The organism is Wolbachia endosymbiont (group B) of Xanthorhoe designata, from assembly GCF_964028585.1.
Lineage (GTDB): Bacteria > Pseudomonadota > Alphaproteobacteria > Rickettsiales > Anaplasmataceae > Wolbachia.
In genome coordinates, this window is sequence record NZ_OZ034794.1 from 498,041 (window position 1) to 512,538 (window position 14,498).

A 14,498-nucleotide genomic window follows, 5' to 3' on the forward strand; every position below is an offset into this window, starting at 1 on the left:
AAATAGAAGGGATTTTATGCCAAAGGTAAATATTGATCCACAATCAGTTAAGTTACAGAAAGAAGAGAAATCTTTGCAGCTTAAAAATAGAATAAAGCGTCAATATAACCCTAGTGATATTAACATTGCCAAGTTGTTTCTTGCGATACGTGAGCATAGAACGGGTAATCCTCAGCTAAATAAAATTAGTGAAATTGAAGGATTACTTACTCAAGTGCAAAATATTAATGATATTGATCTCAATGATATTGGTAATACACCACTACATGTTGCTGTAAGCAAAAAACATCCAGACATTGTCGAATTTCTTTTGAATGTGCCTGGTATAGATCCTAACATTCAAAACAATCAAGGTGATACTTCCTTACATATTGCTGTTTCTGAAGATGATGAAGAATTAGTACGATTACTCCTAAGTAAAAAAGCAGAGATGAATATTAAAAATAAGGACGGTAAAACTCCATTGGATATTGCTAGAAGTAATACACAACCAAATAAGGAAAAGATCATCTCTACTTTAGAAGAACATTTAAATAAATCTTCTAATCAAGTAGAAAGACTTTCTGAGCAAGAAAAAGAAGTACATGAAAAATTAAGACGTTTTGTTGAAGATTTTGTTTTTATTTATGAAGGATCTTTGTCAGAGTACTATGAGAGATTAGAAAATCAAAAAGGAAAGCCAGGTAAATGGGCTGATTTTATTAATAGAGTGACAAGGACAGGAAAAAGTGGAACAGAACAAGGAGAAAGGGAATCAAAGGTAATTCCTCTTATTGGAATTAGCGTTCTTCAAGAAGCAATATCTGGCATTGGTAGTTATTATAATAGAGAAGAGCTAAAAAAGCTGATAGATCAATTGTATATCTTTAAAAAAGATCCGGTTAAAGTTAGGGAAGAGTTAGTAAAATCTGGTATTGAGATCTTTCAAGCTTTTGAGAGCCAATTTGTGCAAGTTAAAGCAGACGGGAGTTGGCAGAGAGCAATGGCAAAGTTAGCAAAAGATGCTGTAAGTAGAGTGGTTGATTACTATAGACAAAATAACGCCAAGGAGTTTTGTGCTTTCTCAATTACTGAGGGTATCATTTTAGGAGAGTCAAAAAAATACAAACAAACTTCTATTGGTGTTCCTCATATTAAATCAGGACATACGTTAGAAAGTAAAAATTTAAATTCATGGAATACTGCAGAATTATTTGATAAAGCAGGGTCAGTAACAATAAAGAGTGATGGTAGTGCTGATAAATACTACAGGAAAAGAGATGGAAAGAGTGATACTAGCAAATATGGTTATCGTCTTCTTTTTGAATGGGAGTTAGAAAATAAAATAAAAAAATTCGTGAGAGAGTACAGTGAAGAAAAACCTCCTAGAGAAGAATATAGGTATATTTTAAAGTCAGATGAGGAAAAATGGGAAGGTAAATTATTGGATGAGCTTAATAAGCAAGATCCAAAGTTAGTCAAAGAGAGGTTACTAAGCAATTTCAAAGAAGAAATGAAACAGGAAGCTGAAAAGAAAGTTAATGAATTAGAGGATTATATAGGTAAGAATTTTAATGAGTTATCAAGTTACATAGAAAGTAATCAAAATGAGATTAAGAGAGTCCTTAATGAATTAATCAGTCAACATCAGCAAGCTAGTCAAGAGATAGCAGATTCTATTGCAGAGGAAAGAAAAGAAAGTAGAGAAAGCTTTGAGAAAGTAGATAAAAAGCTTGATGAAATACATAGTTTAATTATAGCAGGACAACAAGTAAGGGAACCCATTTGGTTTGATGTAAAAAAGCCAGTAAGTTTATTTACTGGAAGAGAAGAAGAATTAATTGACCTACATAATAAAGTACAACGTAGTTCAGAAAAGATAACAATACTATCACAAATAACCTCAATTAGCGGTTTAGGAGGAATAGGTAAAACAGAGCTAGCTAGGGAATATATTCAAGAATATAGTAAAGATTATTATAACGATGTTATATGGATTAATGCTGAAAGCGAAGTATCTATTATTGAATCATTTACTCGATTAGCGAAGGATAAACTGAAAATTGATACAAAAGATGCAAATGGAAAAAAAGGATATACAGGATATTGTAGAAGAGGTTTATAAATTTTTCAGTGATAGCAAAAGCTTGTTTATTTTTGATGATGCCGAAAAAAGTAATTATTTGAATAAATTTTTACCACTTCATGATTTATTACCAGTTGGTAATGGACCTTATATTTTAATTACTTCTCGTAATCAAGAGTGGGGCAGGGGGATAGAAGTTATTAATCTGAACGAACTAAAGTCAGAAAAAGCGATAGAATTTGTAAAAAAGAGCTTGAGTATAGAAGATGAATCTCAAAATGAAAAGATAAAAGCTTTAGTAGAAAAGTTGCAACGCTTTCCTTTAGCTATACAGCAAGCGATAGCATACATTGAAGATCAAAGAATTACAGAAGAATTTGATATAGATGATTACCTAGAGAAGTATGAAAAGAAGACGAAAGATTTGCTTGATTCTGAAGTATTCAGGGGAATTGATAATGATTACGCTAAAACAACTTTTACAACTTGGAAGATTACAACCAATAAAATAGCAAGTGATAGAGAGAATGGAAAATTAGCTTTAAGGGTTCTTAATATTATATCTTATCTTGCACCTGAGAGGATTAGTAGAGAAGTATTTTTAGGTTTGACAGGAAGTAGTGAGGAGAAATTAAGGTCAGCTGTTCGCTTACTTATAAAATATTCTATGGTGAATGGTGAACAAAAGCAAAGTGTGTTGAGTACTCATAAATTAGTTCAAGAAGTGACAAGAATAGTATTAGAAGAGGAAGGTAAAGATAAGGAAGTTATGGACGAGGTTTTCAAGCTACTCAGAGCAAGCTTTCCTTATGGTAGTGATAAGTTAGAAGATTATGTCAAGAAACGAGAATTCTTGCCACACTTAGAAGCATTTTTATTACATGTAGATAATTGGTTAAAAAAGAACCCGAAAGATAAACAAAAAATAGAAGAGGATTACCTTGAGGGTTTGTTAATATTGATAAGTGATGGGTATTTTAGCTTGGGTAATCCTAAAAGACAAAAAGATTTGCTAGAAAGAGCTTTAAAAATTGGAAAGCAATATTATGGAGCAGATCATTTTCAATTAGCTAGAACACTAGTAAATCTTAGTGTCACTTATCGAGCTTTAGGTGATTATCATAGGGCAAAAGAGTTGCTAGAAAAGGATTTACCTGTTTTAAAGAAGCATTACGGAGCAGATCATTTTGAAGTGGCTAGAGTTCTAGTAAACCTTAGTATCACTTATGGAGTTTTAGGTAATGCTCAAAGAGCAAGAGAGCTGCTAGAAAAGGCGTTACCTATTTTAGAGAATCATTACGGAAAAGATCATCTTGAAATAGCTAAAATATTAGTGAGCTTGAGTATTACTTATGGAGCTTTAGATGATTATCAGAAACAAACAGAGCTCCTAGAAAGGGCGTTACCTATTTTAGATAGTCATTACGGAGAAGATCATCCTGAAGTAGCTATAGTCTTAGAAAATTTAGCTACTGCTGATAGAGCTTTAGGTAATGACCAGAGAGCAAAAGAGTCACTAGAAATGGCTGATAAAATATATCAAAAAGGTGAAGTTGCAGAATGTTTGCCGAACACAAGTTCAGGAATGAGGAAAAGGGAAGCAAAGATTGGGGAATGTGAACTGTCTTGGAAAGACGTAGATAAATTTAATACAGAAGAGGATGCAAAAAGGGATTTTAGTAAAATAAAAATAGATAGTGAAAAGTTTCTTCATTACATAAAAGATTTACCGAAAGATAAGCGTTATCAGCTAATTGAGCTAGCAAATAAAGTTGAAGTTACAGGTGGGTTTCGTGATTTGATCAATAAGCTTTCCAATAATCAGAAGGTCATGAATCATTTAAATAGAGTAAAGAAAATCTCTAGCATAACTATGCATGGAATGATGGCTAAAAATGTTTTAGCTGACTTTTTAAACGGAGATTATCAGGGTGTAGCAATTAATGTTGGCTTTATTGCCGGTGGTCAAGGATTTGCTAGAGTTGCTGAAGTTGCATCTCGTGAAGGATTAAATTTGCTCTCAGAAGGAAAAGCATTACTTGGTAGATCTTTAAGAGCAGCATCACCTTTTCTTGCTCGTGGCACTTCTGCCTTTATTGCCTATGATCTAGTAAATCAGGTAAAAGCATTTAAAAATGGTACGGAAGGAGCATTGGTTGGCGTAGTAGGAGATAGTATTTACCTAAGTGTTGATGCTGCAGAGATTGGCATAGAAGTAGCTGAAAGTTTTGCAATATTAGAAGGAGTGTCAAGTGTTACTGGACCAATTGGGTCAGGAATAGGCGCTGTAGTATTTGTTGGCACTGATGTTTACATGGCAGTAAAGAAAGTTGATAAGATTGATCAAATTATTCACCTAACTGAAAAAGAGAAGTTTATTGAAGGTTTACGTGCGTTTATCGGTATGCAACCTGAACAATATATAGAAGAGCTAATGGAAGAAAAACAACTCTATAACCAATTAGTTAAGCAAGGGTTTGAGTATTTGAAGGAGCATAGTAATATTCAAAGCTATGTATTCCCTACTAGTAAGTCATCTGTGGATTCTTGTCGTAAGGTACCATATCAACAAACCATCTGTAATATGGCTAGACTTAGCATTTTATGCCTTAGAAAGGTTAATGTGACATTTTATGCTGAAAAATGTACAACTAAGTTTGAGATAGATTTAGACAGTACAGTATTGCTTGATAGAAAAAGGACCGATATAAGATGGAGCAGAGCAAGACCGGATAATCCAAGTGGTGGAAAATTGTTTTGTTTCTCGCAGGGAAATGACGAACCTGCGCCAAGTTATGGGTCATATTTATGTGAAAATGCAATTGGTTTATCTAATAACAAGATAGAAGGATATACTCTAATTGATTTAGGAGAAGGTAAAGATTATGCCAGAGGATTTAAGGATAGTCAAAACATATTTGTAGTAAATGATGGTTCTAAGGAATATTACGGAGGAAATAAGAATGATATATTTATTTTACAGGGAGATCTTATAGGAGGATCCTTGTACGGAGAAGGTGGAATTGATACCTTAGATCTCACTGGATTTGCTCATGGTGTTGTCACTGTAGATGTTTACTTAAATGCAAACATTGGTATTACCGTATATAAGCACCATGGTTATCATAGTTTTAAAATTAATTCAGTGGAAAGAGTGTTTGGCAGAAAAGTTGAGGGAGATCATATATTTAGTGCATGTGAAACTAAATTCGTAGATGGCAATGGTGGTGCAGAAGATCAACTTGATTATGTACAGATAGAAAACAATGACTGTGTCTATGATATACAGGTAATAATTAAACCTTATACTGAAATAGATAATATGGCACTAAAGGGTAACTTTAGCTATATTCTACCATCTCAAAATGGTAGCGCATCTGTTAAATTACTTACTAATTTGGAAAGTAATCATAGGTTTACATTTGGCTATGTGCTTGCTGATGTTCAGAGTATTGATGTTGAAGATCAAAATAGTATAAGGTTCAATTTTTTCTCAAAAGTAATAAATAGTAACTTTAGTATATCTATCTCATATAACATAATGAACAATATAATCTATCAATTAAAAGACAGTGCTGAAATAAAAGTAGGCAAGGAAAGAAATTTGTATGCAATACAGAGTACTAATAAAACTATTGATGAAATTATAGAAAGTTACCCAGCTATAGCGAATAAACTCAATATGACTATTGCTGTACAATCTGTTAATGAATATATATTTGTTGGCCATGAAAAATGTGAGGTGCTTCAAAATAACCCGATTCATAACAGTCACTTGATTAAAAATGGTGGTGAGAATATATACGTAATTACTATAGCTTCAGGTAAGCAAAGATATGACCATAGTATTTTTTCTATACCAGAAGTAAACATCTATAATCTTGATAAAGGAAGTTCAATAGATACATTAGATTTACGAAAAGTGATAAAAATCATACAACAAGATGATCTAAGAGTGCATATTGGCCTGCCAAGAATTTATCAAGATGGAAATGATTTACTAGTTAAGTTAGAAGCAGAATTCGGACAAAGTTTTCCAGCAGAAGTGCTGATGGTAAGATTAAAAGACGGTTTGAATTGGTATGAAAAGCTTCATATTATCTCGAATAATATACCTATGAAAATAAGTTCTGAATTAGAACTAAAACCACTACCTTTGATATTTGAAAAGGATAAGGAGATTATTGTTGTAACTGGTCAAGATGTGGAGGAAGGTACTGAGCTTATCATTTCTAGAAAAGGAGAAAACTATAGGTTTGTTCGTAGTAATGATAATGATCTAATGATAACTAATGCTTTTGATTCGACTATTACTAGAGATGATTTTTGCAGTATTACACTTAGTGAATTCTATAAAACACCTAAGATGAAAACATTATCTATCAAATTTGCTGATAAAGGGATAGTGTTAAGAGATCATGAAAAGGAAATAAATGCTGCAAGAAACGTGGATAGTGTGAAAAGAGAGTATAAGGATCAAGTATATAATGATGTTTTCAGCAAATATAAACAGCAAAATGTTGCAATTAGGCATAGAAGACATAAGGAGTACAGTGATTTAGATAAAAGATTTTCAGAAAATATTAGAAACAGTAGCACAAAAGCATCTTCATGGATAAATGATTTATTTGGTTGGGTAAAGAACTCTATAGGTAGGTTTAGAGCTGCTCTGCCTGAAATTTTAGCAAATTATTCCAATACAGCTGGTACTAGCCAATTTAGTAGCGAAGTTTGTATCAGTAATAATGTTGGTTTAGGATTTCTCTTACTACAAGGTTTCCTAGATAGAAAATATCCTCTGCCTAAGTTTTGTTCTGCTACTCATGAAGAAGTTCTGGCTGATACACTTGATATAATGGAAGAGTTTAAAAAGACACTTAAAAAAACAGCTAAGCAATCTGGTGTATCAGTAAAAGGTTTTGACTTTTTTAAAGTGTATTCAGATATAGCAGGTCATGTAAGGAACGAAAGATATTCTAAAATACCAAGTACATTATATTCAGCCGTAAAAGAAGCTTATCCGAAAAATGAGAAGTTTTTGAGTACTTTCAAAAGCAGTATTGGGAAGATGCTAGATAGGCAGAAAATGGTTAATAATCATAATCAGGAGCAAGGTATAGCTAATGTAGATCCTTCATTTTACTTAATAGGATTGTTGTAGAATCTGTGAATAACGGGGGCTTGAAAGGAGTTAATTGTGCAGGTCAAGTTGCTTAATCTCATCTACCGAAAGGCCAGTGATTTTAGCGATAACATCAATAGAGACACCGACCTTGAGTGAGTTTCTGGCAACTTCAATTTTACCTTTTTCATGGCCGATTTGGATGCCTTCATGAAGTTTTTCTTCAAGACTAGATAAATAATCATCGGTACGTTTCTTAGCTTGGTCATAAGCAAGACGTTCTTCTTTACTCCAATTATATTGGTTCAGCTCATCATAAGCCCTGCCAATAATTAAATCACTTCCTATTATTCTCTCTAGCTCTTGTTCACTAGTTTTGTCTGCATATCGCTGTCTAAGTGAAGAAGGTCGCCTCTCCTCACTCGACTTCAAAACCGTACGTGAGACTTTGCGCCTCATATCGGCTTCTCTCCAATTTGGTGCTTTTCATGCACACCTCCTGTGTAATTCATCATGACAATGTCCATGCAACAAAGATAAGTTTTTGATCATATTATTTTCCCTGTTTTGGTCTCTATGATGTATTTCTAGAATATCATCACTCTTGAACCAAAGTTGACATTGATCACACTTACTTTGTTGTAACTTCAACAGCTTTATTACTTTCGGTGATTTATCTAGTATTCTATTAAGACGATTCCCCCAATAAACCCAATCACCATCATATGGGGATCTGGTTTTTTGCACTTTGATATGTCGTTTAATAACATGATCGCTGTGTATAGTAAGACGTACCTTGTTACTTGTCATAAAGCGCCAGTTTTCGTTATTATATTTCTTAAAGTACCTTCTTTTTATCCAGCATCTCCCTTTGTTTGGGTGCCTAAAAACTGCCCACTTCCAGAATTTTCTATGCATAATATTATCCAATGAGCTAAAGATTTTACATGAAACTACCGAGGAGTAATATTGACTCCATCCTCTGTTTATTGGATTGAGATCCTTTATCACCCGTTCTTGTGGTGCTCTACGCATTTCTCTGAGTTTATGTTTAATAGCTAGTGTATGCTGTTTTATAGAATTACGACTTGGTTTACTTGTAACCTTTCTTACTTTCTGTTATTGGATATTATCTTATTGAAAATCCAAGAAAATCAAATCCTGGTTTTGTTTCGTCAGTGGTTCTTAATGTATGAGAAACTCTTGTTTTAGAGGGCTTTAATTTTAGTCCAATGGTTTCTAACCATTCTTCAACTAAAATTTTTGCTTTAAGAATAATCTCTTCATTTTCATGTATGATGACAAGGAGAGTAGACCAGTGGAACTTCCCCACCAGTCTCTCGCAGAACTGTACGGAAAGTAGAGTGGGCAGCCAGCGAGTTACTTGTTAAGTACTTTTCCAACAACCCCTCTCCGAACCACGCATGATCGTTTCCGTATCACGTGGCTCTCCAATAATCTAACGTTTTAAGGAGTCACCATCATATTTTCCATATTGGATTTTCTTATGGCATTCATGACAAACAACAAGAGTTTTCCTCTGTCGTTCAATCATTCTCTTTTTCCATTCCGGTAGTTCAGTATTACGTTTACCTAGCAAATCAGCAAGTTTACGTACGTGATGTACTTCAATCTGCTCTTGTGATTTACATAATTCACAAGTTTGTGCCAATAGTCTTTGCTCTATTTCACTACGCTTATTCCATATTGGTATAAGGTTATCACTTATGCTTACCCATTTATTCCATTTTAGCAACACAGCACCAAAGTGTGTAATTAATGGTATCTTTGATGGTAAACGATCTACTCTGATTTGGATGACTTTTCGTTTTTCACCTTCATCATTTTCGATCGTCGCACCAAATTTTCTATAAATTTTCCTGCAAGTTGTTTTGTATTTAGATGCTAAAGTCTTTACTAATGATACTTCCATCACATATTTCAGATAACTTAGTGTGTGAAGGTTGTAGGCCATTTTGTAGTATTGTACAATTCCTCGATATTCAGTTTGATACTGAGCAACAATACTGTAAGCTGTATCAATTGTACGTTGAGGTAAATGTATCGGTTTACCACAACGCATATATTCAGAACACTTTTTCTGCTTTATATGATGTGGTACACGTAACCCAATACTACCGTTAATACATCGTTGTGTCCGATGATCATGTTTATCATCTGCATGCAAAACATGTATTTCATAACCCAAAAAATTGGCTTTGCTATCACACGCATGTGTAATAAACGTTTTATCTTCATTAAGCATAAGTTTGAGCTCCTCATTGAGAAACCCAGCAATCTCATTCTTAATTTGTTCAGCTTCATTCTTTGGTCCTGCAAACCCTACCAGAAAATCATCAGCATACCTAACATACCAAAGACGTCGATAATTTAGATCGCAAGAATCCTTAGATGGCATACCCTGCACTAATTGACGCAGTTGTTTTGCTTGATCCCAGTTCCCTTGTTTTCTCATCATCGATACTTGCATGGTTAACCTTAAATATTTTGGATTTGTCCTTCTTCGCTTACCTCGGTTATTTGCTGGTATTAGTATATGCTCCACATGTTTATCTAACCGATCGAGTAATATGTTACTCAGAATTGGACCAATAATAGAACCTTGTGGTACCCCACTATGACTCTTATTGTACTTCCAATTTTCCATATATCCTGCTTTTAGCAGTCGATTGATTAGCTGAATAAAACGGTTATCTTGGAAGCTTTCACTCAGTATTTTCAACAACATAGTATGATCAATTGAGTCATAACATGCACTGAGATCTCCCTCTATAAACCATTTTGTACCTCTGCCTTTTTGCATTACTGCTCTTAATGCAGTGTGGCATCCACGCTTTGGTCGAAATCCATGTGAACATTCACTAAATTTAGGCTCATAGTAGGCTTCCAATATTAATCGAATTACTTCTTGAAGTAACTTATTTGACCATGTTGGCAACCCTAACGGCCTGCGTTTACCACTCTTCTTTAAAACATAGATACGTTTTACTGGTGTCCACCGATATCGCTCATAGCGTAAACCCTCTATGATTTTATCGATCTTTTCCAAAGACATACCATCAACTGTTTCAACTGTCACACCTTCTGTCATAGCACCTTTATTACGACAAAGTTTGCCATACGCCCGAAGGTAAAGATCACGCTGATAGAGTAGGCGATATACGTTTTTAACCGGCAAATTTCTTTGTCCACGTTCACGTATAATGTTAAGTATTGTTTCAGCTTTCCGCATCTTGCGTACCTCCCAATTTCAACATTCAATTATCTGTCACCCTTTGCCCTGTATGTGGCTTTCCCACACTCCCCGGTGATTCGTTACTTTCACGACTACTACGATGACTCCGTAACCATAGAACTCGCGTTCCTTAGGTCATCCCATGTTCCGTCACTAAGAACTGTTCTAGATCAACTTAGGTTTTCTATTCATCCTCTTAAATAAGCTCACTACTTATCGTTCTACAGCCAGAATGTCACACAAACGAAAGTTTAATTTGTGCTTACTGTAGACATGGGGTTTTAAATGTGATACCCATGGATGTGAAATCCCACCCCTGAAGATTAGAATTCAAGCAGTTTAGCTTTAACCATATTGATCGGGTGTTGCAAGCCGTTACCTTACACATCTTCAGATAACTCTCGCTTTACATACATGCTCTTGTCCTCCTTCCCTTTCGGGTTAAAGTTAGTTGTTCACCTCGAGGCCATTTATTCTGAACCCCGCTTAGCTCCGCTAAGTATTTCTTAATGCGTACCACGGCGCACCCTCTCGGTTTATATAGCTCCCATTATTTAGTCCTTTGATCCTAACCCAAGTGTCCAATGATAGAAAATATTTGGAGACCTCTTTCTCACTTTTCCTAGAAATTGCTTTGCTAGTCTTCCATGATCTCGAAGTTTCTTATATTTGGTTCTGACCCATCTTATGAGGTATCTCTCTATATTTCTGAGAGATGTATAAATCTCCGATTTATAAAACCTGCCATAGTACTGAAACCAGCCTCTGACTATTGGATCTATTTTCTTCGATATTTCCTCTAATGTGGTCCACGTAATCCGATGTATTCTCCATGACTTTATGGTTTTCTTGATCTTCTTCTTGGCTTTGTTGCTGATTGCAGGTAGAAAAGAAACATAACAGTCCCTCTTCTTATTCTTTGCTCCTCTAGCTCTAAAGGTATAGCCCAAGAAATCAAAGTTTTGTGTAGGAAACTCATCTCTCCTATCACCATCCTTACAGTACACTATCTGTGTCTTTTCAGGATGTAACCTCAATTTACACTTAGCCAATCTTTCTTCGATCATTACTTTCATAAATTCTGCCTGTCTCTTAGTTCTGCAGTGCACTATCGCATCATCCACATACCTCTCAAATGGTACTGTCGGGTAGTTCTTTTTCATCCATATATCAAACACATGATGCATGAATATATTAGAGATGATTGGGCTAACTGAACCTCCTTGCGGAACTCCTTTATCCCTAACTACCTTACTGCCATCTGCTTGCTGAATGGGGGCTTTCATCCACCTCTCAACATACAGTATGATCCATTTGCAGTCAGTGTGTTTCTTGATAGCCTGCAGTGCTAAATCGTGGTCCAGATTGTCGAAAAATCCAGATATATCAAGATCTACTGCCCAATCATTTTTCCAACATCTCTTCCGTGCTGTATATACCGCATCCAATGCAGACTTATTTGGTCTATAACCATATGAATCCTCGTGAAATTTCGGCTCTACTAACGGTTCAAGATACATAGTAGCGGCTGTTTGTGCTATCCTGTCGGACAACATATAGAGTTCTTTGTCCTCCCGTATCTTTCGGTATTGTAACAGCTTTTACTGGCTCGGGAAAATAACTTCCGGATGACATCCGATTCCATAGTTTGTACAAATTATCTTTTAGATTCTCCTCAAACTTTGTTATCGAGACCTCATCTACACCTGCAGCACCTTTATTTTTCGATACTTGTTTATAAGCCCTACAAATAAGTTGCTTTGGTATATCAAAAGACTTTGTTTTATTCATTAACTCCTCCCTTTCGGTTGATACATAATTAAAACTGAATAACTCAGCTCCTTCGCTCCATTTCCATTACAGAAACTTCTTCACTACTACGAGCTGATCCGCCCCTGTTTTTCGCATCGGTACTCTCATCCTTAGAGTTTAGCTCCTTGGATTTCTCCCTTATCATCGAAACGACAGGTTCCCGTAGTTCCACACAATAGCCTGAAATAGATTCATGCCACCTTTATGCCGGACGCCATCTATCCAGTAAACAAGCTCCCGATAGATTTATCCCAGGTTACAAACGACCCCCTGGTTTTGACGTCATTTAAAAGGTTTCGACACTTCATCAGTGGTTCATTTTCGTTCATCTCTCTATTCCTTACATGACATATAATTATGCCTTTTCCATAACGCTCACTACCTTAGCTCTTTACCAAAGCAGCTTATGGTTGTTTGAAGCCTGCTCTTGCAAACCGGCTCCGAGGGACCCTCCCTCATCTATTGCACAGCTTCAACACTTCCCGTGTTTCTACGGCGCACAGTCGTCTGCGTACCTGATTACATTCACTCCACTTCTGATTTTTCCTCTTCTTTTGCTACCTAATTTACCAAAGCGACTTTCTAATAACTGTTCAAGACCATCTAAGGTAAAGTTAGCTAGTATTGGAGAAATTATACTTCCTTGCGGAGTGCCAGCAGTTGTGGGATACAGAGTTTTCGATTCTAGGAAACCAGCTTTTAACCATCTATGAAGAATTTTCTTCTCCATAGGAATATGCTTCATGAGCCATTCATGGTTAATGTTATCAAAACAACCTTTGATATCACCTTCGAGTATCCATTGTAGTTGATTACGACTTGCCAGTAATAAGTGGCAAGCCACAGTAGCGTCTGCGCAGGATCTTTTAGGTCTAAAGCCGTAAGAGTGACGATCACTGATTGTTTCAGCTACCGGTTCCAACGCGAGCAGATACAATGCTTGCATCGCTCTATCTTTTATCGTGGGTATACCAAGAGGCCTTCTTTTGCCATTAGATTTACTGATATAAATTCGTTTGAGCGAAGAAGGTTTATATCCTCTTTGTTTTAACAGCTTTATTCCTTGAAATTTAGCATTGCAAGTTGACCATAGTTGACGATCTACACCTGCTGTGGTTTTTCCTTGGTTTTCAGTTACTCTCTTAACAGCCAAAGCTTTTCCGCTAAAAGAGCGTGTGAGAAGATGTTGTAAAGCTTTTACCTTACCCCATCTTCCTTCTTGGACAGCCTTAACAATACGTCTTTGTAGCCTCACAATAACTTTCTGGCATTTCTTCCATGGCAATTGCTTCCATGCTTCAAAGCTTTCGGTAGATGCACTTACAGGTTTACTTGTAATCATCTGCTTTCCTACCTTAAGTGGTTAACAAAGTTTCTTGTCACGAGGGACCAAATGGAAGTCTGCTCGTTTTCACGAGAATTAATGTTACAAATTCTATCCATTTCGTTACAAAATGGCATTCGCTTTCTCCATTATCCTTTACCTGCACCTTCATCAGCATTCCTTGCGGTTTGCTTGCCATATAGGCGAAAATACAGGCTTACCCTGTTCCTTCTATCATACAACAGTGGGTTAGGTGGCTTCTCTATACCGGTGGAGTTATTATTTGCGTACATCCAGAAATGAAGAATGTAACTTATCCACATTACCTTTTGGTCAGAGCTTATCAGCATCTTTAGCTCTTTCATCGTATCGGTACTTATAAAGCTTCACTTACGTTCACCATACCACTAAGCCTAGCCCTCCAACCACATGATGCTTGCAGTTTATGCCCCTCTCACGATTGAGCATCTTCTTTTTCAAGAGGAGGTTCATTGTCCGCATCGCTCGGCACCAACCGGTTGCCCGATTCGCACTGATGCGTAGACTCAGATGGCAAAACATCTGGTTTAATAAGTTTTAGAATCCTTTCAGTTTCTTTCTGAATAAATTCCTCTCCTTTTAAACAATATGACCGAAGACTTTCAGGTCGCACCATCTCTATAATATATCTTGAACCTTGAGAGTCCTTACAAAGAACATCAACAATACTCTGCTTTTTAGCGGCAATTTCAGGGTCTAAAATGGTAGCTAAGAATTCAACATCGTGAATAGCAGCTAAGCCAGTAAAGCCTAAAATATCGTTCAAGAAATGAATGAGGATATCTTTATTCTTCTCGGTGCCAAATATTCTTTTAAATGCATAATCGTTGCGAGCATCAAGAAACTTCGAAAGAGCCATAGCAAGAGTACGTAAAAAGCA

General features: G+C 35.9%; 9 protein-coding genes and 2 pseudogenes. 2 read left to right on the top strand and 9 right to left on the bottom strand.

The window, feature by feature from the left end; genetic code table 11:
- The first annotated feature begins 16 nt into the window (after nucleotides 1-16).
- Together ABWU64_RS02370 and ABWU64_RS02375 are read left to right on the top strand one after the other, a co-directional pair.
- Nucleotides 17-2,104, top strand: coding sequence for an ankyrin repeat domain-containing protein (locus ABWU64_RS02370; protein WP_353279787.1), 2,088 nt, complete (start codon nucleotides 17-19; stop codon nucleotides 2,102-2,104).
- Nucleotides 2,061-7,226, top strand: a complete 5,166-nt coding sequence (locus tag ABWU64_RS02375; protein WP_353279788.1) for a tetratricopeptide repeat protein — start codon at nucleotides 2,061-2,063, stop codon at nucleotides 7,224-7,226. The genes ABWU64_RS02370 and ABWU64_RS02375 overlap by 44 nt, the downstream gene beginning before the upstream one ends.
- Before the next feature lie 30 nt (nucleotides 7,227-7,256).
- Here the strand turns inward: ABWU64_RS02375 and ABWU64_RS02380 are convergent.
- The 9 genes and pseudogenes from ABWU64_RS02380 to ABWU64_RS02420 all read right to left on the bottom strand — a co-directional run.
- A pseudogene (locus ABWU64_RS02380) lies at nucleotides 7,257-7,577 on the bottom strand (Rpn family recombination-promoting nuclease/putative transposase); the annotation flags it as partial.
- A gap of 96 nt (nucleotides 7,578-7,673) precedes the next feature.
- Nucleotides 7,674-8,222, bottom strand: coding sequence for a group II intron maturase-specific domain-containing protein (locus ABWU64_RS02385; protein WP_353279789.1), 549 nt, complete (start codon nucleotides 8,220-8,222; stop codon nucleotides 7,674-7,676).
- A 424-nt stretch (nucleotides 8,223-8,646) separates the two neighbouring features.
- Nucleotides 8,647-10,440 (bottom strand): reverse transcriptase/maturase family protein, encoded by a 1,794-nt coding sequence (locus tag ABWU64_RS02390; RefSeq protein WP_182282558.1) that lies wholly within the window; start codon nucleotides 10,438-10,440, stop codon nucleotides 8,647-8,649.
- 557 nt (nucleotides 10,441-10,997) lie between these two features.
- Nucleotides 10,998-11,999, bottom strand: coding sequence for a group II intron reverse transcriptase/maturase (ltrA, locus tag ABWU64_RS02395; RefSeq protein WP_353274637.1), 1,002 nt, complete (start codon nucleotides 11,997-11,999; stop codon nucleotides 10,998-11,000).
- Entirely contained in the window at nucleotides 11,953-12,234 is a 282-nt protein-coding gene (locus tag ABWU64_RS02400; protein ID WP_353274639.1) for a hypothetical protein, read from the bottom strand. Before ABWU64_RS02400 ends, ltrA begins: the two co-directional genes overlap by 47 nt.
- Nucleotides 12,235-12,277: 43 nt before the next feature.
- Nucleotides 12,278-12,427 (bottom strand): hypothetical protein, encoded by a 150-nt coding sequence (locus ABWU64_RS02405; RefSeq protein WP_353279260.1) that lies wholly within the window; start codon nucleotides 12,425-12,427, stop codon nucleotides 12,278-12,280.
- Nucleotides 12,428-12,745: 318 nt separating this feature from the next.
- Complete coding sequence (locus ABWU64_RS02410) at nucleotides 12,746-13,597, bottom strand: reverse transcriptase domain-containing protein (protein ID WP_410541964.1); 852 nt, start codon at nucleotides 13,595-13,597, stop codon at nucleotides 12,746-12,748.
- A 131-nt stretch (nucleotides 13,598-13,728) separates the two neighbouring features.
- Nucleotides 13,729-13,944 (bottom strand): hypothetical protein, encoded by a 216-nt coding sequence (locus ABWU64_RS02415; protein ID WP_353279790.1) that lies wholly within the window; start codon nucleotides 13,942-13,944, stop codon nucleotides 13,729-13,731.
- Nucleotides 13,945-14,231: 287 nt separating this feature from the next.
- Nucleotides 14,232-14,477: pseudogene (locus tag ABWU64_RS02420) on the bottom strand (PD-(D/E)XK nuclease family transposase); the annotation flags it as partial.
- Nucleotides 14,478-14,498: the final 21 nt, after the last annotated feature.

Excerpts from the sequence above, each read along its gene's own strand:
- ABWU64_RS02370 (WP_353279787.1), top strand. The coding sequence starts at position 17 with ATGCCAAAGGTAAATATTGATCCACAATCAGTTAAGTTACAGAAAGAA.
- ABWU64_RS02375 (WP_353279788.1), top strand. The coding sequence starts at position 2,061 with ATGGAAAAAAAGGATATACAGGATATTGTAGAAGAGGTTTATAAATTT.
- ABWU64_RS02385 (WP_353279789.1), bottom strand. The coding sequence starts at position 8,222 with ATGCGTAGAGCACCACAAGAACGGGTGATAAAGGATCTCAATCCAATA.
- ABWU64_RS02390 (WP_182282558.1), bottom strand. The coding sequence starts at position 10,440 with ATGCGGAAAGCTGAAACAATACTTAACATTATACGTGAACGTGGACAA.
- ltrA (WP_353274637.1), bottom strand. The coding sequence starts at position 11,999 with ATGTTGTCCGACAGGATAGCACAAACAGCCGCTACTATGTATCTTGAA.
- ABWU64_RS02400 (WP_353274639.1), bottom strand. The coding sequence starts at position 12,234 with ATGAATAAAACAAAGTCTTTTGATATACCAAAGCAACTTATTTGTAGG.
- ABWU64_RS02410 (WP_410541964.1), bottom strand. The coding sequence starts at position 13,597 with ATGATTACAAGTAAACCTGTAAGTGCATCTACCGAAAGCTTTGAAGCA.
- ABWU64_RS02415 (WP_353279790.1), bottom strand. The coding sequence starts at position 13,944 with ATGAAAGAGCTAAAGATGCTGATAAGCTCTGACCAAAAGGTAATGTGG.